A 19674-nucleotide genomic window follows, 5' to 3' on the forward strand; every position below is an offset into this window, starting at 1 on the left:
ATGTATTATTATAAGAAGGACGGAAATTGTGCTTTTAGCTTTGATAGCGAAGTTAAATTTGAAGTTGTCAGTGAGCTTGAAATAAGAAGTGAGCTGGAAAAAGATACCACCAAAAAACTTTACTATCTTCACAAAACTGATGCAGGAAAAAGAGTAAGCTACGCGATAACCGATCCAGAAATGATATTTGAAAACGGAAATAATATAGAGATAATTAGAAAAAAAAATGCTTCATCTCCAGAGCTAAGAGACCTTCCTGAGTGGATTGTAGACTTGATATCACAAGGCAGAGTCCAATACCTCAACATAGCTCATCCTCTTAGAAAATTGTTCCTTAAAAAGCCACTAAACAGAAAGTGGAGAGTAAATATAGCAGGTCTTGGAGACGTAGGATCAAACCTTCTCATAGGACTCAAACTTCTTGGAGGAGACGTAATTTCAGAGATAGGTATATTTTCAAATCGTGAAAATGTAGTAAAGCGATATGAAATGGAGATGAATCAGATTTATTCAATAGAAGAAGGCAGCCTTTTGAACAGTGGATATCCTGTAATAAAAGCAGTAAAAAGAGAAAATCTCATGGACTGTGATATGTTCATATTTTGTGCATCAGCAAAGGTCCCTGAAGTAGGATCAGAAGTGAGAGACGTAAGAATGGTTCAATACGAATCCAATCGTGAAATAATATCTAAATATGCAAAGATGGCCAGACATCAAAATTTCAAAGGATTGTTTGCGGTGGTTTCAGACCCTGTGGACCTGCTTTGCAAGGCGGTTTATGATATAAGTAATAAAAATGATCTGGGATTATTTGATCACGAGGGGCTCTTGCCAGAACAGATAGAAGGTTTTGGGCTTGGAGTTATGTTTGCGAGAGCACTATATTTTTCAGATAAAGAAAAAAATATGTCCTATTTCAAAGAAGAAGGTAGAGCCTTTGGACCCCATGGAAATGGACTCGTAATTGCAGACAGCATATATAATTATAATAAAGAAAAATCAGAAAGTATAACTGAAAAGACAATAACATGCAATTTGATGGTGAGAGAATTGGGATTCAAGCCATATATAGCTCCGGCACTTTCTTCGGGCGCAATCTCCATACTTTCCAGGATTAGAGGGAAATATCACTATAGCTGTGTATTTATAGATGATGCATTTTTGGGTGTGAAAAACAGGTACTCATTAAATGGGCTGGAAATAGAGAGAAATGTTTTGGATGACGATTTATTTGACAAGATAAAGGAAACCCACTCACACCTCCAGAGTATAGGGAGATAATATGGAAGAAACTATCTATGTTTGCAGGCTTGGAAAAGTTTCAGGATTTTTGGAAGAAATGATAGCAAAATTTACAGATGAATTTGATGAGGTAAAAGCAGGAGATATAGAACATATAGGGAATTGCAAGGGAAAAAAATTCTTGTTTGCAATAGAATTAGAAGAGCTGGGGGTAAATTTAGACATAGAACCACTGGTCCAAAAAATCTACAAAAGTAAAGATAAAGACCAGCTTAAATATAGCGCTGGAGTTATTCTTATACACTCAAAAGAAGACCTGTACACAAAGAGTGTATCAAGCATGCTGGTATTCAGGCTTAACTCTATGGGTATGCAGTTTCCCGGAAGACCCATGGTCGAAGCGCCTCGAGGTCTTAAAAATTATATCAGTCCACAGCTCAGGAACGGAAAAAGTCTGGAAGAAAACTGCTTAATAGAGACAAAGGACCTTGCCCACAGATTCAAGATTTATGATATTTTCAGCAAAAGCAAGGAAAAACCCAAGATTTTAGCCCTTCATGCCAGTGAAGAAGGTTCAAACACCTTATATCTTTGGAACATGGTAAAAGAAAATCTTGAGGGACTAGCACATATAAATGAGATTTATATTCCAAATGGAGAAGTCAAAGACTGCGAGGGCTGCAGTTATACCGTTTGCAAATATTTTGCAAAGCAAAAGAGCTGTTACTACGGCGGGATAATGGTAGAAGAAGTATACCCAGAAATAATTGAAGCAGATATACTCGTGATGCTTTGCCCAAATTACAATGATGCCCTGGGTGCAAATTTAACAGCCATTATAAATCGCCTGACAGCACTTTTCAGGCATACGAAATTTTACGATAAAAAATTATATTCAATAGTTGTTTCAGGAAGCTCAGGATCAGAAGCCATAGCCGCTCAGCTCATAAGAGCTCTTAATATGAACAAGACATTCCAGCTTCCTCCGGATTTTAGCTTATCAGCAATTGCAAATGACAGAGGAAGCATATTTCAGATAGAAGACATAGAAAAAAGAGCAATGGAGTTTTCCAAGAGAATCTGCAGTAAAATGTAGAAATAAGCCCGGTAAAAACAAAAAATTACATGAAAAAGTAAAAAAAATCAAAAAAGGTATTGAAAAATAATGAAAAAAGTCTTAATATAGAGATACAGTTGTTAGCACTCTAAGATAAAGAGTGCTAACAAAGACTATTTCAGTGGTAATTTAGGAGGAAGAATATGAAAATTAGACCTTTAGCAGACAGAGTAGTAATTAAAATGGCAGAAGCTGAAGAAAAAACAAAGAGCGGTATCATTCTTACAGGGAGTTCTAAAGAGCAGCCTCAGATGGCCGAAGTAATCGAAGTTGGACCAGGTGGAATGGTAGATGGAAAAGAAATAAAAATGGAAGTAAAAGCAGGAGACAAAGTTATATTCTCCAAATATGCCGGAACAGAAGTAAAGTTTGAAGGCGAAGAATATATAATTTTAAAACAAAATGATATTTTAGGAATAATAGAATAAATAAATTGGAGGAACTTTATCATGGCAAAAGAGATAAAATATTCAGAAGACGCAAGAAAAGCATTAGAAATTGGGGTCAACAAACTGGCTGACACTGTAAAAGTAACGCTTGGACCAAAAGGAAGAAATGTAATATTAGATAAAAAGTTTGGAACACCACTTATCACAAATGACGGAGTTACTATAGCAAAAGAAATAGAACTTGAAGATGCTTTTGAGAACATGGGAGCTCAGATAGTAAAAGAAGTAGCTACCAAGACCAACGACGTAGCAGGAGACGGAACAACAACAGCAACAGTTCTGGCACAGGCAATAATAAGAGAAGGTCTGAAAAACGTTGCGGCAGGATCAAACCCTATACTTATCAGAAAAGGGATAAACAAGGCGGTTTATGCAGCAGTAGAGGCTATCAAGGCAGATTCAAGAACTATAGAAAGCAAAGAATCAATATCTCAGGTTGCGGCAATTTCGGCAGGAGATGAAGAAGTAGGACAGCTTATAGCAGACGCTATGGAAAAAGTTGGCAAAGACGGTGTAATCACTATAGAAGAATCAAAATCTATGAATACTACACTTGAAGTAGTAGAAGGAATGCAGTTTGACAGAGGATACCTTTCATCTTACATGGCAACAGACATGGAAAAAATGGAAGCCAATCTTCAAGAGCCACTCGTGCTTATAACGGATAAAAAGATAAACAATATACAAGAAATCCTTCCAATACTTGAGCAGATTGTTCAGCAGGGAAGAAAGCTCCTTATCATAGCAGAAGACGTTGAAAGTGAAGCACTTGCAACACTTGTAGTAAACAAACTAAGAGGAACATTCGAAGTAATAGCAGTAAAAGCTCCAGGATTTGGAGACAGAAGAAAAGCCATGCTCGAAGACATAGCAGTGCTTACAGGAGGACAGGTTATTTCAGAAGAAATAGGACTTGAACTTAAAGAAGCCGAGCTTTCAATGCTTGGAAGAGCAGGCAGCATCAAGATTACAAAAGAAAATACAGTAATCGTAAATGGAGCTGGAGACAAAAAAGCAATAGCAGACAGAGTTTCACTTATAAAGAGACAAATAGATGAGTCAACTTCAGAATTTGATAAAGAAAAACTTCAGGAAAGACTTGCAAAGCTTTCAGGAGGAGTTGCAGTAATAGAAGTTGGAGCAGCTACAGAAACAGAATTAAAAGAAAAGAAACTAAGAATGGAAGATGCGCTTAATGCAACAAGAGCTGCAGTAGAAGAAGGCATAGTAGCAGGAGGCGGTTCAGCACTTGTAAACGTACTTGCAGACGTTGAAAAAGTAATAGCGGACCTTAGCGGAGAAGAAAAAATTGGTGCCAGAATAATACTCAAAGCACTTCAAGAGCCGCTTAACCAAATCGCTATAAATGCAGGACTTGAAGGAGCAGTTATAGTAGAAAATGTAAAAAAAGCAGGCAAAGGAATGGGATTTGATGTCCTTAACGAGAAATATGTAAATATGATCGAAGCCGGAATAATCGACCCTACCAAAGTAACAAGATCAGCACTTCAAAACGCAGCCTCAGTTGCAGGAACATTCCTTACAACAGAAGCCGCAGTAGTAGACATAAAATCAAATGAGCCAATGATGCCAATGGGCGGCGGAATGGGCGGAATGATGTAAAACTCTTTTCAGTATAAAATTTAAAGCAGAAACCCTCTATAAGTTATTAAACTTTTAGGGGGTTTTATTTTAACAATCCTTGAAAAAATCTAATTATTCTGTTAAAATGAAATTAGTAATTGATGTTTACCAATTTCATCTTAATCAGGAGGGTGTATATGAATTTTGAAAATTTAATTAAACAGGACCCGCAAGTAAATGAAATACTCGAAAGAGAGCTTTTAAGGCAACAGAGAAATATAGAACTTATTGCCTCGGAAAACATTGTATCAAAAGCAGTAATGGAAGCTATGGGAAGCTATTTTACAAACAAATATGCTGAAGGATATCCGGGAAAGAGATATTACGGAGGTTGCATACACATAGATGAAGTAGAAAACCTTGCAATAGACAGACTCAAGGAAATATTTGGAGCAGACCACGCTAATGTTCAGCCACACTCAGGCTCACAAGCCAACATGGGAGTATATTTTGCCCTTCTTGAGTATGGAGACAAAGTTTTGGGCATGGATCTTTCCCAGGGCGGTCACCTTACCCATGGTTCACCTGTAAATATTTCAGGAAAATACTTTAATTTCATAGCCTATGGAGTAGACAAAGAAACAGAACTCATTGATTATGATAAACTAAGAGAAATTGCACTCGCAGAAAAACCAAAGATGATAGTAGCTGGAGCAAGTGCTTATTCAAGAGAAATAGATTTTAAACGAATAGGAGAAGTTGCAAAAGAGGTAGGCGCTCTCTTTATGGTAGATATGGCTCATATTGCAGGGCTTATAGCAGCAGGACTTCATCAAAACCCAGTACCATATGCAGACGTTGTAACTACTACTACTCACAAGACGCTAAGAGGTCCAAGAGGAGGAGCTATACTTTGCAAGGCTGAGTATGCCCAAAGAATAGACAAGGCGATATTTCCTGGAATACAAGGAGGCCCGCTTGAGCACATAATAGCGGCAAAGGCAGTAAGCTTTCACGAGGCGCTTCAGCCAGAATTCAAGCAGTATCAGACTCAGGTAGTCAAAAACTGTAAAAAACTTGCTGAAGAGCTTATAAACAGAGGATTTAAACTTGTAGCAGGAGGAACGGACAACCATCTTCTCATGATAAATCTTATAAACAGGGATATGACAGGCAAAGAAGCAGAGACTCTCCTTGACGAAGCTCATATAACTGTAAACAAGAACTCTATACCATTTGATCCTCAAAGCTTCTTTAAGACAAGTGGCGTAAGGATAGGAACGGCTTCAGTAACTACAAGAGGAATGGTAGAAGAAGACATGGTGACTATTGCAGAAGTTATAGACCTTGTATTAACACACAAGAAAATAGATGAAGCAGCAAAGATTGTAGTAGAACTTACAGACAAATATCCAATCTATCAATAACACTTAAAAAACATATTTTATTTTTGAGAACACTCTAAAAAGGTGTTCTCTTTTACTTAAATATATTTCTGTGATATAATATTGAGCTGTAATGAAAAATAGAGTATAATCAAAATCATGAGAATGATTTGAAAGGATTAAATAATGAGAATTGTAATCGTAGGCGACGGAAAAGTAGGATATGCTTTAACTGAACAGCTTTCAAAAGAAGGTCATGATGTTTTTGTAATAGACAGCAATCCAAAAGTGTTACAAAACTCCATGGAAACTCTCGATGTAATGGTGCTTGAGGGGAATGGGGTAAGTCTTAATGTGCAGATTGAGGCAGGCGTTCCAGAAAGTGATGTTCTTATTGCGGCTACGTCTGCGGATGAAACAAATCTTCTGTGTTGTATTATAGCCAAGAAACTTGGCTGCAAACATACTATAGCAAGAGTAAGAAATCCCGAGTATGCAGATCATACAGAATTTCTTAAAACGGATCTTGGACTTTCGATGACAATAAATCCTGAAAGAAGAGCAGCCAAAGAGATGTTCAGGCTCCTTCAGTTTCCAGATTTCTTAAAAAGAGACTCATTTGTAAGGGGGCGAGTAGAACTTATAGAGCTCAAAATAAAAGAAAAAAGTCCCATGCTTGGAATGAAGCTGAGTGATTTATATTCGACCGCAAAGGTAAAAGTGCTTGTGTGCACGGTTGAAAGAAAAGGTGAGATAAATGTACCGACCGGAGACTTTGTTTTTCAACAAGATGACAAGATAACAGTCGCTGCTCAGACCATAGATCTGGTTACTCTTATAAAAAACCTTAAAATCAGAAATTACAAAATTAATGAAGTCATCATAATAGGTGGTAGTAATATAGCGGTTTACCTTTCAGAGCTCCTAATTGAGAGCGATGTTGAGGTAAAGATAATTGAAAAAGATTATAATAGATGTCTACTGCTTGCAGATTTGGTTTCAGATGCGCTTATAATTCACGGAGATGGATCTGTTAAAGAAACTCTTTCCTCAGAAGGTCTTCAAAATACCGATGCTCTTATAACGCTGACAAACATAGATGAAGAAAATATAATTTTATCAATGTATGCGAATCATCTTGGAGTTCCCAAGACCATAACCAAGGTAAATCGTATCGAATACAGTGAGATATTCCGGGAAAAGGGAGTAGATACAATGGTAAGCCCAAAGCTTCTTACAGCAAGTGAGATAGTAAGATACGTCAGATCCATAGACAATAACGCAGAAAATGCTGTGCTCAATCTTTACAGCATTGCCAATGGAAAGGCAGAGGCTCTGGAATTTCAGGTAGACGATACCATAAAAAATACAAATGTAACCCTGACCAAGATGAATCTAAAAAAAGGGATATTGATTGTAGCTATATCGAGAAAGGGTAAGATAATAATACCTACAGGTAATGATGTAATAAAAATTGGAGATCTTGTGGTGATAGTAACTGATTTATCGCACAGAATACACCATCTGAATGAAATGTTCCAAAATTAATTAAAAAAACAATCAAAAAGGAAATAAAAATGAATATAAAAATGATAATGTACCTGATATCATGGATACTTAAAATAGAAGCAGCCTTTATGATTCCACCGCTTTTGATAGCAATAGCGGGCAAAGAAAGAGAAGCCTTTACTGGATTTCTTGCCGCTATAATAGTAACATTGATAATGAGCGCGATAATTTCATTCAACAAACCCCAAAAGTATATTTTTTACGCGAGAGAAGGTTTTGTGACAGTTGCCTTGTCATGGATACTTATGTCTTTTTTTGGATGTCTGCCTTTTTATATAAGTGGGCAGATACCAGGTCTCATAAATAGTTTTTTTGAAACGGTATCAGGATTTACGACTACAGGTTCAAGCATACTGACCGAAATAGAAACCCTCGACAGGAGTATTCTCTACTGGAGAAGCTTTACAAACTGGCTTGGAGGTATGGGAGTACTTGTATTTTTGTTGGCCATAATCCCGCTGACCAAGGGAAAGGGCCACTCTCTGCACCTTCTTAGAGCAGAAAGTCCAGGGCCTGTGGTGGACAAGCTTGTACCCAAGTTGCAAAAAAGTGCAAAATTGCTCTACGGTATATATGTAACTCTTACAGTAGTTCAGATGGTACTGCTTATGGCAGGCGGAATGCCGGGTTTTGACAGTGTGGTGGCATCGTTTTCCACAGCTGGAACTGGAGGGTTTGCAATAAAAAATGCCAGTATAGCTGCCTATGACAATTATTATATGCAAAGTGTAGTAACCGTATTCATGGTCTTGTTTGGAATAAACTTTAACGTTTTTTATCTGATACTTGCAGGTGAGTTTTCAGCAGCCTTTAGAAACGAAGAGCTCAAGGTGTATCTTGGAATACTCTTTACAGCTATAGCGGTAATAACCTTAAACACAAGAAGCTTTTATAATGGCTGGTTTGATGCCTTTCATCACGCAGCCTTCCAGAGCGCTTCTATAATGACCACTACAGGTTTTGCAACAGTAAACTTTGACCTGTGGCCGGAGCTTTCAAGATATATACTTATAATGCTGATGTTTGTAGGTGCTTGCGCAGGATCCACAGGTGGTGGAATAAAGATATCAAGGATAATAATACTTTTTAAATCGCTTAAGATAGAAATAGAAAAGATGATGCATCCAAACTCCGTAAAGGTAGTAAAGCTCAATAAAAAAACTATAACTGAACCTACAATAAGGGGTGTAAATGTTTTTATGATAGCATATACGGCAATAGTCGTATTTTCTATACTTATAATAAGTGTGGATAACTTCAGTTTTGAAACCACGGTTACTTCTGTAATAGCATGTATAAATAATATAGGACCAGGACTTGATATGGTAGGTCCTTCGGGAAATTTTTCTGAGTTTTCAGATGTCAGCAAACTCGTACTGTGTATGAATATGCTACTGGGAAGACTGGAAATATTCCCTTTGATAATGCTTTTTGCACCGAGTACATGGAAACAGTCAGCGAGATAAAATACAAAAGGTATACCGGCAATAAGGCTGGTATACCTTTTGTATTCACTAAATCTACCTTATATCGTATTTCCTCAGCTTGTGCTGAAGCGTCTGCCTCTTTATCTTGAGAGCATCTGCAGTTTTTGTAATGTTGCGTCCACTTTCGGCATAAAGAGTATAAATAATGTCTTTTTCTATGGAATCTACAATATTCATGAGCCCCATTTCTTTAACATCATTTTTGTAATCTATGGTATTTTTCTTAAACTCAGAAACAGAATGTATATTTACAAAGCTATCACTTATTACGTGTTCGTCATCAAGAAGAGATATGGCACCAACTATGATGTTTTCGAGTTCTCTTATATTACCGGGATAATCATGAGCAAGGAGCTTTTCTTTTGCCTTATCAGAAAGTATCCAGACATCTTTATTCAATTTTTCATTATATTTTTCAATGAACTTCTCACACAAAGGCATTATGTCATCTTTTCGCTCTCTTAAGGGAGGAATGTTGATAGATATGATATTAAGCCTGTAAAAAAGGTCTTTTCGAATCTTTCCACTGTTTATTATTACATCAGCAGGTTCGTTGCTTGAAGCTATTATCCTTACATCTATAGGTATATCTTTAGTACCACCAATCCTGCGTACATAGCCCTCTTGAAGTACTCTTAAAAGTTTGGCCTGAGTGTCATAGGGCATGGAATTGATTTCATCAAGAAGGAGCGTGCCGCCACTGGCCTGCTCAAAAAGTCCTTCACGATCAACGGCACCCGTAAAACCACCCTTATCTGTACCAAATAAAAGACCCTCGAGAAGGCTGTCTGGTATGGCAGCGCAGTTTTGAGCAATAAAGGGCCTGGTTTTTCTTATACCATCAAAATGTATACTTTGGGCAATAAGTTCCTTACCAGTTCCAGTCTCCCCATATATAAAAACTGATGCATCTGTCTTGCTGGCTCTTTTTGCGATTTCTAGAGTTTTTTTAAAGGCCTTGCTTCCCCCTGTGATATTATGGAATCTGTACTGCTTTATACGGAGATTCTTGTTTTCAGAAGGTTGATGAATATCTTTTTGAAGTTCAAGAATAGTATCAGTCATTTCTTTTATCTGGGTTATATTTTGGGCAATTTCAAGTGCGGCAACAACTTTGTTATCATCTATTATGGGAATTGTAGTATTAATAGTGGTTATTTCTTTCCCATATTTATTGATATATGCCTGATTTTTGTTTTCTATGACAGTTCGAGTATTAAGACTTTTAAGGAGAGTACTGTCTTCAACATCTTTGAACACATCTTGAAAAGGCTTGTTTATCACTTCCTTGCCAGTTAGTTTTTCAAGATCAGCCATACGTTCGTTGTATATTATAGTTTTACCATCGCTGTCAATGACATGGACACCCTCATGGATATATCGTATAAGCTCCATAAATAGCATTTTATATTCTTTTAGTTTCATATTTGCATACCTCCAATTTTAGTATGATAAATCATACACTAATATATTATCATAAAAAGAAGCGGATATGGTATAATAAAATAAGGATTATACTTATAAAAGTCAAGAGAAAGGAAAGAAAATTTGAGATTTAACAAAGACAAAGAAGTCAGTAAAAAACGAATTGCCTTGTTAATTTCAGCAATGCTGATTTTTATAATATTCTCGGCATTTATTTCAGTAAAGTTATACCCACTTATTATAGCTATAGCCTCGAGTCCTGAAAAAATGATGGAATTTAAGGCATGGATTGAATCCTATGGAATCTGGGGTGGTGTCATGCTTATGACATTACAGGTCTTGCAGGTAATAGTGTCAGTAGTTCCGGGCGGACCGGTCCAGATTCTTTTTGGACTTATATATGGAACCTGGAAGGGTCTCTTACTTAGTCTTATTGGAATGACCCTTGGATCAGTGACAGTGTTTTTTCTGGTAAGAGCTTTTAAATATAAATTCATAACTATGTTTATGAGCAAGGAAAAACTTGATGAATACAGGTTTCTCAAAGACTCCCCAAGGCTTGAAAAAATCCTTGCTTTACTGTTTCTTATACCGGGAGTTCCCAAAGATACACTTGTATACTATGTCGGAATGACAGACTTAAATATAAAAAAATTCATATGGATAGTAGTACTTATGAGAATACCATCCATGATGTTTTCCAGTTTTATAGGAAACAACATAGGCATGGGAAATATGATGAGTAGCTTCTTGGTACTGTCGGCTCTTTGCCTGGCAGGATTGGCAGGAATGGTTTATAACAGATGTTTTATAAAAAAATCCAATGAAAAAAGTGCATATCAGCAAGTAATGTAAAAACAAAGGATTAAGTGCAAAAATATTTGCACTTAATCCTTTGTTTTTTTAAAAAAAATAATGAAAACGTTTTATATAGGAATAATTATGTTTGAATAAGGACAATATAGCGAATATACTGAAAATTCAAGCTTACATATGATTTCTTAATTGTTTGATTCAAGAGGATAAAAGCTGAGAAAGACTTGAATTATAGGCATAATATATAAAAAACCATATCAAAACGCAAATATATTTGCTCTTTGATGCAAATATATTTGCTAAAATACGCAAAATTCACTAAAAAACAGGAAATGAACAAGAAAACGTTTTACCAAAATATTAACAAAAAGAATTTAAAGAGTCACAGACCTCTTAAAACAAAGCTTCCAAAAAAATGGACATATAAATTCTATGTTGTTGGCATACTACTTGCATATATAATTGGTGTTAAGAAATAATAATTTCGTAAAAAATTCAGGAGGATAATAAAAATGGAAAATGTAAAAGTAATAATATGGGGACTTGGAGCAATGGGAAGCGGAATGGCTGACATGCTTCTTAATAAAAAAGGCGTAGACATAGTTGGGGTAATCGGAAGAGGACCTAAAATAGGAACAAGCATGTTTGATTATATTAAAACAGAAAAAGGAAACAGACCTGATGTTCTTCTTCAGTCAGAAGATGATTTACTTAAAGAAAAAGCAGCTGACGTTGTGCTTCTTTGTACAGATTCATTTACAAAAGATGCTTTCCCAAAAATCAAAAAAGTTGTTGAGTGCAAGATGAACGTTGTTTCTTCAGCAGAAGAAATGGCTTTCCCAAAGGCGCAGAGCCCAGAGCTTGCAGCTGAGATTGATAAACTTGCAAAAGAAAACGGAGTATCTGTTCTTGGAACAGGAATCAACCCAGGACTAATCATGGACCTTCTTGTAGTATTAATGACAGGATGCTGTGAAGATGTGGAGAGCATAGTTGCAAGAAGAGTAAACAGCCTTTCACCATTTGGACCAGCGGTTATGCATGAGCAGGGAATTGGTATAACTGTTGATGAGTTTAACAAAGGTGTTCAAGACGGAACTCTTGCAGGACATGTTGGATTCCACGAGTCAATTGGAATGGTAGCAGATGCTATAGGCTGGAAACTAAGTGCACCAATAACTCAGTCAATGGAGCCAATAGTTACAGACGTAGACAGAAAATCTCCATACGGATTTGCAAAAGCTGGAGACGTTGCAGGTTGCGCAATGAAAGGATTCGGATACGTTGATGGAGAACTTAAGATAGAAATGGATCACCCACAGCAAATCGAGCCAGAGCAAGTAGGAATCCAAACAGGAGACTATGTAATAATCAAAGGAACTCCAAACATAAACATGGTTAACAGCCCAGAGGTACCAGGTGGAATAGGAACAATCGCTATGTGCGTAAACATGATTCCTCAGACTATCAATGCCAACCCAGGACTACACACTATGATAGACCTTCCAGTGCCAAGAGCTATAATGGGAGACATGAGAGACCTTATCTGCCCAGACAAAAAAGTAGTAAAATAATAGAAATGAACTTTGTAACGCGTTGCTAAAAGTAACGCGTTACTGCTATGAATTGCATTTGAGAAATAAATAACATTTAAGTTGTGTTTATTATTTGAGATGTTGTTAAGAAAGAGGTAAAGAAATGGTAAAAAAAGGTGAATGGGTAATAATACACAGAAACATTCTGACACCAGAGCAGAGAGCTCCTCAGGTACCAGATGACACAAAAAAAGTTCCACTGGAAATGTGGGTTAAGGGATATTTAAACGCTGATGCAAAAATCGGTGACGAGGTAGAAATTACTACAAGAACAAAAAGAGTAGAAACAGGAACTCTTCTTGAAGTTAATCCATACTACAAGCATGACTTTGGAAAGTTCGTGCCAGAGCTTAACATAATAAGCGAACAAGTAAGAGATGTACTTTTTGGAGGTGAAATATAATGAATAGAGATAACACTTACAGCGCAGTAATGGCAAGAAAGCCTGAAATAATGAAAGCATCTGTAGGAATAGACTACAGTGTATTTGAAAGTGGTTCAATTTCATTTGACTATGAGAGAATGATGAAAGAAACTGGATATACTCTAGCTGAAATGCAAGATATTCAGTATTCAACAGGAGTAGGTAACACACCTATACTCGAGCTTAAAAATATAACAGCACTTGCAAGAAAGTTTGCTCCACAAGGAAAAGGCGCTAGAATATTTATAAAAGACGAAGCAGCAAATCCGTCAGGATCATTCAAGGCAAGAAGAGCAGCCAACGCAGTATACCATGCAAAAAAACTTGGATACAAGGGTGTAATTGCAGCAACTAGTGGAAACTACGGCGCAGCAGTGGCTTCTCAGGCAGCAATGCAGGGACTTAAATGCATAGTAGTTCAGGAATGTTATGATTCAAAAGGACTAGGACAGCCTGAAATAATAGAAAAAGCAAGAAAATGTGAGGCTCTTGGAGCAGAAGTAGTTCAACTTACAGTAGGACCAGAGCTTTTCTATAAATTCCTTCTTCTTCTTGAAGAAACAGGATACTTTAATGCATCCCTTTACACTCCATTTGGAATAGCAGGAGTTGAAACTCTTGGATATGAAATAGCAATGCAGTGCAGAGAAAAATACGGAAAAGACCCAGATGTAGTGGTTTGTACAAATGCAGGAGGAGGAAACCTTACTGGAACAGCAAGGGGACTGATCAAAGCAGGAGCAAAATCTGAGATAGTAGCAGCAAGTGTAAGTCTTAAAGGACTTCATATGGCATCAGATGAGCAGTTTAACAAAAAATCATTTACAACAGGACATACAGGATTTGGAATTCCATTTACAACATGGCCAGACAGATCAGACGTTCCAAGATCAGCAGCAAGACCACTGAGATACATGGACAGATATGTTACAGTTACTCAGGGTGAAGTATTCTACATGACAGAAACTCTTGCCAGCCTTGAAGGCCTTGAAAAAGGACCAGCAGGAAATACGGCTCTTGCAGCAGCATTTTCAATAGCACAGGAAATGGATCAGGATCAGATTATCCTTGTTCAAGAAACTGAGTACACAGGAGCTGGAAAACATATTCAGCCACAGCTTGCATTTGCAAAAGAAAATGGCATCGAAATAATTTTTGGAAACCCAGCTGAAGAAGTACCAGGAAAAAATATAATTTTGCCAGCTCATCCATCAATGATAAAAGTAAAAGACAGCGACATGGCTAAACTTAGAAGATCACTTGTAAAAAATGCGCTTGAAATGACAGGAAAAACTCCAACAGAAGAAGATGTTGAGTTCCTTGCAAAAGAAACAAAATCAGATGTAGAATTTGTTAAAAACGCTATCAGTGAACTGAAAAAATAATAAGTTAAAACAGGAGGAGATATATCAATGAAAAGAGCAGACGATTACGCTCAAAGAAGAGCACATCTTGCAGACCTTAGTGATCAGCAGTTATACGAAAGATTCTGGGCGCTTGCATCAGAAATAGCAGATCCACTACTTGAACTTGGACAGAAAAATACAAGTCCATCAATCGAAAGATCAGTACTTCTGAGAATGGGATTCTCATCAATTGAAGCAAAATCAATAGTTGATGGAGTAATAGACAGAGGCCTTATGGGCAAGGGAGCAGGACACGTAGTTTACAAACTTGCAAAAGCTCAAAACATTGGAGTAAGAGAAGCAGGCCTTGCCCTTACTGAAGGAAAACTTTGGTCAGAAGCAGCAGCACTATTCAAAGGAGGTAACAAATAATGTCAGAGATGAAATTAGTTCCTAACGAGAAAATAAGCGTAGAAAACATACTAAAAGACCTTGAGTCATACAGACCTAAAAGAAGAGGCTGGACATGGAGAGAATCGTCTAAAGGCGAAAAACTTGGACCATTTACATTCAATGACTGTTCAAAACCTCTAAAAAACAGCGTGCCACTTCCATCAGCAAGGTACTTTGATAATATAGATCCTCAACCAATGCCTGTTATAACTACAGAAGTAGCATCAGGAAGATTTGAAGATGATATAAGACGTATGAGAATGGCAGCATGGCATGGAGCTGACCACATAATGGTTATAAGAACTGCGGGTCAGTCACACTTTGACGGACTTATCGAAGGAACACCTCAAGGAATTGGTGGAGTTCCAATAACAAGAAAACAAGTAAGAGCACAGAGAAAAGCGCTTGATCTTATAGAAGAAGAAGTAGGACGTCCAATCAACTACCATTCATACGTATCAGGAGTTGCAGGACCAGAAGTTGCAGTAATGTTTGCTGAAGAAGGAATCAATGGAGCTCACCAGGATCCTCAGTACAACGTGCTTTACAGAAACATCAACATGATCAGATCATTCGTTGATGCATGTGAATCAAAGAAAATAATGACTTGGGCTGATATAGCTCAGATAGATGGAGCCCACAACGCAAACGCAACAGCAAGAGAAGCATGGAAAGTAATGCCAGAGCTAATGGTTCAGCATGCACTTAACTCTATATTCTCAGCAAAAGTAGGAATGAAAAAGTCAAATATATGTCTTTCAACAGTTCCTCCAACAGCTCCTCCAGCACCATGTATGTACCTTGACCTTCCTTATGCAGTAGCACTAAGAGAAATATTCAACGAGTACAGAATGAGAGCACAGATGAATACAAAGTACATGGATTCATCAACAAGAGAAGCTACAGTAACTCACGTTCTTAACCTTCTAACATCAAAACTTACAAGCGCAGATATCCAGTCTACAATAACACCAGACGAAGGAAGAAACGTTCCATGGCATATAAACAACATCGAAGCATGTGACACTGCAAAGCAGGCACTTGTAGGTATGGATGGCCTTATGGAGATGATAGAGCTTAAGCAAGATGGAGTTCTAAGAGACAGAGTAAGAGAAATAAAAGAAAGATCAGTGCTTTTCCTTGAAGAGATGCAAGAAGTTGGTGGATTCTTCCACGCTGTAGAAAAAGGATTCTTCGTTGACTCAGGAAACTATCCAGAGAGAAACGGTGATGGAATAGCAAGACAGATAGAAGGTGGAGTAGGAGCAGGAACAGTTTACGAGAGAGACGAAGACTACATGGCTCCAGTAACTGCACACTTTGGATACAACAACCTTGCTCAGTACGGATCAGCAGCAGTTGAAAACCCATCATCACTTATTGGTGGATGTACATTCGAAGATCCAGACAAGATAATCTACATCGACGAGCTTGATGAGACAGATAACGTAAACGTAAGAATGGAAGAGACAAAAGAACTTAGAAACTCTTCACTTGTTAAGCCAGAAGTTGAGTGGATGGGAGACGGAATCGTTCTTCTTACAATGTTCATACCAGCTCCAAAAAGAGTAGCAGAGTTTGCAGGTATTGAAATAGCTAAGAAACTTAACCTTGAAGATCCAGAAGTAATCTCAAGAGAGATCATGCAAGAAGCTGAAGGTACAAGAATAGAAATCAAAGGTAGAGTAGGCTTTACAATTGATATCAACACTCTTGTAATTCCACCAGAGCCAGAAATACTTTCAGACGCAGACATCAGAGAAGCTATCGAAGCAGAGCCAATGAAAATAGTTTGTGGAACAGTTGGAGAAGATGAGCATTCAGTTGGACTAAGAGAAGTAATAGACATCAAGCACGGTGGAATAGAGAAATACGGAATCGAAGTTCACTACCTTGGAACATCAGTACCAGTTGAAAAACTTGTAGATGCTGCAATAGAGCTTAATGCAGATGCAATACTTGCTTCTACAATAATCTCACATGACGACATCCATTACAAGAATATGAAGAGAATTCATGAGCTTGCAATAGAAAAAGGAATAAGAGACAAAGTAATGATATTAGCAGGTGGAACTCAGGTAACTCCAGAAACAGCAGTACTAAACGGAGTTGACGCAGGATTTGGAAGAGGATCTAAAGGAGTTAACGTTGCAACATTCCTTGTTAAGAAGAGACAAGAAATGAAAGAAGGTAAATAATGAGAGTTGACGTATTAGTTGCCGAAATTGGTTCAACTACTACGGTTGTCAATGCTTTCAATAATATAGCTACCCCTGATCCAGAGTTTATAGGTCAGGGGCAAGCTCCAACATCTGTATTAGACGGAGATGTTAGAATAGGCCTAAAAGGCGCAATTGATGACCTGGCAATGAATCTCGGTACAGACAAAATAGAATATGATGAGATGCTGGCAACCTCAAGTGCTGCCGGTGGTCTTAAGATGACAGTCCATGGACTGGTTTTTGACATGACAGCCAGAGCTGCCAAAGAAGCAGCCCTTGGAGCAGGAGCAATAATCCATCAGGTCACAGCCGGAAGATTAAGACGATCAGATCTGAAAAAAATACAGGAAATAAAACCCAATATAATCCTTATAGCAGGTGGAGTAGACTACGGAGAAAGAGATACCGCAATCTACAATGCAGAGCTTATAAGTGAACTTGGACTGGACATTCCAATAATATATGCAGGTAACATAGAAAACAAAGAAGAAATCAAGCTTATATTTGAAGAAGCCCACAAAAGTACAAGACTCTATGTAGTAGACAATGTATATCCAAAGATTGACGAACTTAACGTAGAGCCGACAAGGAAAATAATTCAAGATGCATTTGAAGACCACATAATACACGCGCCAGGTATGGAACATGTAAGAGACATGGTAAATGGACCTATAATCCCTACACCAGGGGCAGTAATGGAATGCTCAAAGCTTCTTTACGAATACATCGGAGACCTTATAGTACTTGACGTTGGAGGTGCTACAACTGATCTTCACTCAGTAACCGCAGGATCCGAAGAAATCGAGAGGATTCAGGTCAGCCCCGAGCCACTGGCAAAAAGGACAGTTGAAGGAGACCTTGGAGTTTATGTAAACATGCCCAATATCGTAGAGGTACTTGGAAAAGATAAACTAAAAGAAGAACTTAACATTGACATCGACAAGGTAATGGCAGAATATAAGGCAATACCAAAAAATCCTGACGAAATAAAGTTTGTCGAAAGACTTACTCAAGAAGCTGTAATAAAAGCAGTTGAAAGACACGCAGGAAAAATAAGATATGTATACGGACCTTCAGGAAGAAATACACTTGCAGAAGGAAAAGACCTTTCACAGGTAAAATACATCATCGGTACCGGCGGAGCGCTTACAAGACTGCCACACAGAGTAGAAATAATGAAGCATATAGCGAGGCACAATGAAAGTGGACTCATGCTTTTCCCAAACAGCGAGGCAAAGATACTGGTAGAAAACGACTATATCATGGCTTCACTGGGAGTACTTTCAAAAAGACATGAAAAAGCGGCCATCAAGCTGCTTGGAAAAAGTCTCGGAATAGAAATACCAGAAAAGAAAAGAGGCGAACAATAATGTATCCAAGATTAGTAATAGACCTGGAAAAAGTTAAAAACAATGTTCGTGTGATGAGAGAGCTTACAGACAGAGGAAATTGTGAACTCGGACTCGTTACAAAATCTTTTTGTGCAGATCCAGAGATAATAAAGGCAATAGACAGCGTAGGGATAGACTTTTTTGCAGATGCAAGGGTACAAAACCTCGAATCATACAAAGAAATAAATACTCCAAAAATGCTGCTAAGACTGCCACAGCACTGTGAAATCGAAAAAGTAGTAAGTTTTGCTGACATGAGTCTTAACTCCGAGCTTAGCACAATAATGCTTCTTGATCAGGAAGCTGCAAAGCAGGGCAAGACACACAAGGTAATACTCATGATAGATCTTGGAGACCTTAGAGAAGGAATCTTCTTCAAGGACGAAGACCTAATAATGACCACAGTAGAAGAAATACTGAAACTGAAAAATGTAAAGCTTCACGGAATAGGCGTAAACCTTACATGCTACGGAGCAGTAATTCCAAAACAGGACAATCTTTCAGCGCTCGTTGAAATCGCAAGAAAAATCGAATCAAAATTCAACATAAAACTTGATATGATCTCAGGAGGAAACTCAAGCTCTATATATCTTATAGACAAGGGCGGCCTTCCAGAAGGAATAAACAGTCTTAGAATAGGGGAGGCATTCATACTCGGAAACGAGACTGCCTACGGAGAAAAAGTTGAAAAAACATTCGACGATGCAATAACATTTGAGGCTCAGATAATAGAACTCAAGAACAAGCCTACACTTCCGATTGGAGAAATAGGACTTGATGCATTTGGTCAGAAACCATTTTATGAAGACAAGGGAATCGCAAAAAGAGCAATACTGGCAGTCGGCAAACAGGATACAGACATAGATAGTATGACAGCAATCGACCCAGATATATACATCTTTGGTGCAAGCTCAGACCACATGATAATGGATATGACAAATTCAAAAATCGACTACAAAGTTGGCGACATAGTAAGTTTCAAATTAGGATACGGAGCACTCTTAAAGCTTTCAACAAGCAAATATATATCAAGAGTGTACAAGTAAACCTCATAACCTGTTAATTGCACCTCGGAACGCTCAATCCGGGGTGTTTTTTATTATGTATATAAAAAAGTCCCATATTAAAATACCTACATATATGTTAAAATAATACATGAAGAAATTAAT

Annotated in this window: 16 protein-coding genes; 15 read left to right on the forward strand and 1 reads right to left on the reverse strand. The window is 37.7% G+C overall.

Annotation, left to right across the window (positions count from 1 at the left end; genetic code table 11):
* From G558_RS0111205 to G558_RS0111235, 7 genes are all read left to right on the forward strand, one after another.
* Entirely contained in the window at window positions 1-1281 is a 1281-nt protein-coding gene (locus G558_RS0111205) for a hypothetical protein (RefSeq protein WP_028830212.1), read from the forward strand.
* A gap of 1 nt (window position 1282) precedes the next feature.
* Complete coding sequence (locus tag G558_RS0111210) at window positions 1283-2338, forward strand: flavodoxin family protein (RefSeq protein ID WP_028830213.1); 1056 nt, start codon at window positions 1283-1285, stop codon at window positions 2336-2338.
* A gap of 164 nt (window positions 2339-2502) precedes the next feature.
* Window positions 2503-2787 carry a co-chaperone GroES gene (locus tag G558_RS0111215; protein WP_028830214.1) on the forward strand — a complete coding sequence of 95 codons (285 nt, stop codon included), beginning with the start codon at window positions 2503-2505 and terminating at the stop codon, window positions 2785-2787.
* Between the two features lie 21 nt (window positions 2788-2808).
* Window positions 2809-4431 carry a chaperonin GroEL gene (gene groL / locus G558_RS0111220; RefSeq protein WP_028830215.1) on the forward strand — a complete coding sequence of 541 codons (1623 nt, stop codon included), beginning with the start codon at window positions 2809-2811 and terminating at the stop codon, window positions 4429-4431.
* A gap of 158 nt (window positions 4432-4589) precedes the next feature.
* On the forward strand, window positions 4590-5819 hold the full coding sequence (locus G558_RS0111225) for a serine hydroxymethyltransferase (RefSeq protein WP_028830216.1): 1230 nt from the start codon (window positions 4590-4592) through the stop codon (window positions 5817-5819).
* A 144-nt stretch (window positions 5820-5963) separates the two neighbouring features.
* Window positions 5964-7325: a Trk system potassium transporter TrkA gene (gene trkA, locus G558_RS0111230; RefSeq protein ID WP_028830217.1), complete on the forward strand. Its 1362-nt coding sequence runs from the start codon at window positions 5964-5966 to the stop codon at window positions 7323-7325.
* Between the two features lie 29 nt (window positions 7326-7354).
* Window positions 7355-8812, forward strand: a complete 1458-nt coding sequence (locus G558_RS0111235) for a TrkH family potassium uptake protein (protein WP_028830218.1) — start codon at window positions 7355-7357, stop codon at window positions 8810-8812.
* Between the two features lie 54 nt (window positions 8813-8866).
* Here the strand turns inward: G558_RS0111235 and G558_RS0111240 are convergent, their stop codons facing one another.
* On the reverse strand, window positions 8867-10258 hold the full coding sequence (locus G558_RS0111240) for a sigma-54 interaction domain-containing protein (protein ID WP_028830219.1): 1392 nt from the start codon (window positions 10256-10258) through the stop codon (window positions 8867-8869).
* A gap of 123 nt (window positions 10259-10381) precedes the next feature.
* On the opposite strand from G558_RS0111240, the gene G558_RS13185 reads away from it, so the two are divergent.
* From G558_RS13185 to orr, 8 genes are all read left to right on the forward strand, one after another.
* The gene (locus tag G558_RS13185; RefSeq protein ID WP_051188667.1) at window positions 10382-11113 is read left to right on the forward strand and encodes a TVP38/TMEM64 family protein; all 732 of its coding nucleotides are present in this window, start codon (window positions 10382-10384) and stop codon (window positions 11111-11113) included.
* A gap of 473 nt (window positions 11114-11586) precedes the next feature.
* A complete protein-coding gene (gene ord, locus G558_RS0111250; protein WP_028830220.1) occupies window positions 11587-12648 on the forward strand; it encodes a 2,4-diaminopentanoate dehydrogenase in 1062 nt (353 codons plus the stop codon).
* A 124-nt stretch (window positions 12649-12772) separates the two neighbouring features.
* Entirely contained in the window at window positions 12773-13072 is a 300-nt protein-coding gene (ortA, locus tag G558_RS0111255; RefSeq protein ID WP_028830221.1) for a 2-amino-4-oxopentanoate thiolase subunit OrtA, read from the forward strand.
* Window positions 13072-14478: a 2-amino-4-oxopentanoate thiolase subunit OrtB gene (gene ortB / locus G558_RS0111260; protein ID WP_028830222.1), complete on the forward strand. Its 1407-nt coding sequence runs from the start codon at window positions 13072-13074 to the stop codon at window positions 14476-14478. Before ortA ends, ortB begins: the two co-directional genes overlap by 1 nt.
* Window positions 14479-14505: 27 nt before the next feature.
* Entirely contained in the window at window positions 14506-14871 is a 366-nt protein-coding gene (locus tag G558_RS0111265; RefSeq protein ID WP_028830223.1) for an ornithine aminomutase subunit alpha, read from the forward strand.
* Window positions 14872-14879: 8 nt separating this feature from the next.
* Window positions 14880-17090 carry a D-ornithine 4,5-aminomutase subunit OraE gene (gene oraE, locus G558_RS0111270; RefSeq protein ID WP_028830224.1) on the forward strand — a complete coding sequence of 737 codons (2211 nt, stop codon included), beginning with the start codon at window positions 14880-14882 and terminating at the stop codon, window positions 17088-17090.
* Window positions 17090-18484, forward strand: a complete 1395-nt coding sequence (locus G558_RS0111275; RefSeq protein WP_028830225.1) for a GlmL-related ornithine degradation protein — start codon at window positions 17090-17092, stop codon at window positions 18482-18484. Before oraE ends, G558_RS0111275 begins: the two co-directional genes overlap by 1 nt.
* On the forward strand, window positions 18484-19551 hold the full coding sequence (gene orr, locus G558_RS0111280) for an ornithine racemase Orr (RefSeq protein ID WP_028830226.1): 1068 nt from the start codon (window positions 18484-18486) through the stop codon (window positions 19549-19551). The genes G558_RS0111275 and orr overlap by 1 nt, the downstream gene beginning before the upstream one ends.
* Window positions 19552-19674 lie beyond the last annotated feature (123 nt).

Origin of the sequence: Proteocatella sphenisci DSM 23131, from assembly GCF_000423525.1 — a bacterium.
In the GTDB taxonomy this organism is placed as follows: Bacteria; Bacillota; Clostridia; order Peptostreptococcales; family Filifactoraceae; genus Proteocatella; species Proteocatella sphenisci.

Excerpts from the sequence above, each read along its gene's own strand:
- G558_RS0111205 (WP_028830212.1), top strand. The coding sequence starts at position 1 with ATGTATTATTATAAGAAGGACGGAAATTGTGCTTTTAGCTTTGATAGC.
- G558_RS0111210 (WP_028830213.1), top strand. The coding sequence starts at position 1,283 with ATGGAAGAAACTATCTATGTTTGCAGGCTTGGAAAAGTTTCAGGATTT.
- G558_RS0111215 (WP_028830214.1), top strand. The coding sequence starts at position 2,503 with ATGAAAATTAGACCTTTAGCAGACAGAGTAGTAATTAAAATGGCAGAA.
- groL (WP_028830215.1), top strand. The coding sequence starts at position 2,809 with ATGGCAAAAGAGATAAAATATTCAGAAGACGCAAGAAAAGCATTAGAA.
- G558_RS0111225 (WP_028830216.1), top strand. The coding sequence starts at position 4,590 with ATGAATTTTGAAAATTTAATTAAACAGGACCCGCAAGTAAATGAAATA.
- trkA (WP_028830217.1), top strand. The coding sequence starts at position 5,964 with ATGAGAATTGTAATCGTAGGCGACGGAAAAGTAGGATATGCTTTAACT.
- G558_RS0111235 (WP_028830218.1), top strand. The coding sequence starts at position 7,355 with ATGAATATAAAAATGATAATGTACCTGATATCATGGATACTTAAAATA.
- G558_RS0111240 (WP_028830219.1), bottom strand. The coding sequence starts at position 10,258 with ATGAAACTAAAAGAATATAAAATGCTATTTATGGAGCTTATACGATAT.
- ord (WP_028830220.1), top strand. The coding sequence starts at position 11,587 with ATGGAAAATGTAAAAGTAATAATATGGGGACTTGGAGCAATGGGAAGC.
- ortA (WP_028830221.1), top strand. The coding sequence starts at position 12,773 with ATGGTAAAAAAAGGTGAATGGGTAATAATACACAGAAACATTCTGACA.
- ortB (WP_028830222.1), top strand. The coding sequence starts at position 13,072 with ATGAATAGAGATAACACTTACAGCGCAGTAATGGCAAGAAAGCCTGAA.
- G558_RS0111265 (WP_028830223.1), top strand. The coding sequence starts at position 14,506 with ATGAAAAGAGCAGACGATTACGCTCAAAGAAGAGCACATCTTGCAGAC.
- oraE (WP_028830224.1), top strand. The coding sequence starts at position 14,880 with ATGAAATTAGTTCCTAACGAGAAAATAAGCGTAGAAAACATACTAAAA.
- G558_RS0111275 (WP_028830225.1), top strand. The coding sequence starts at position 17,090 with ATGAGAGTTGACGTATTAGTTGCCGAAATTGGTTCAACTACTACGGTT.
- orr (WP_028830226.1), top strand. The coding sequence starts at position 18,484 with ATGTATCCAAGATTAGTAATAGACCTGGAAAAAGTTAAAAACAATGTT.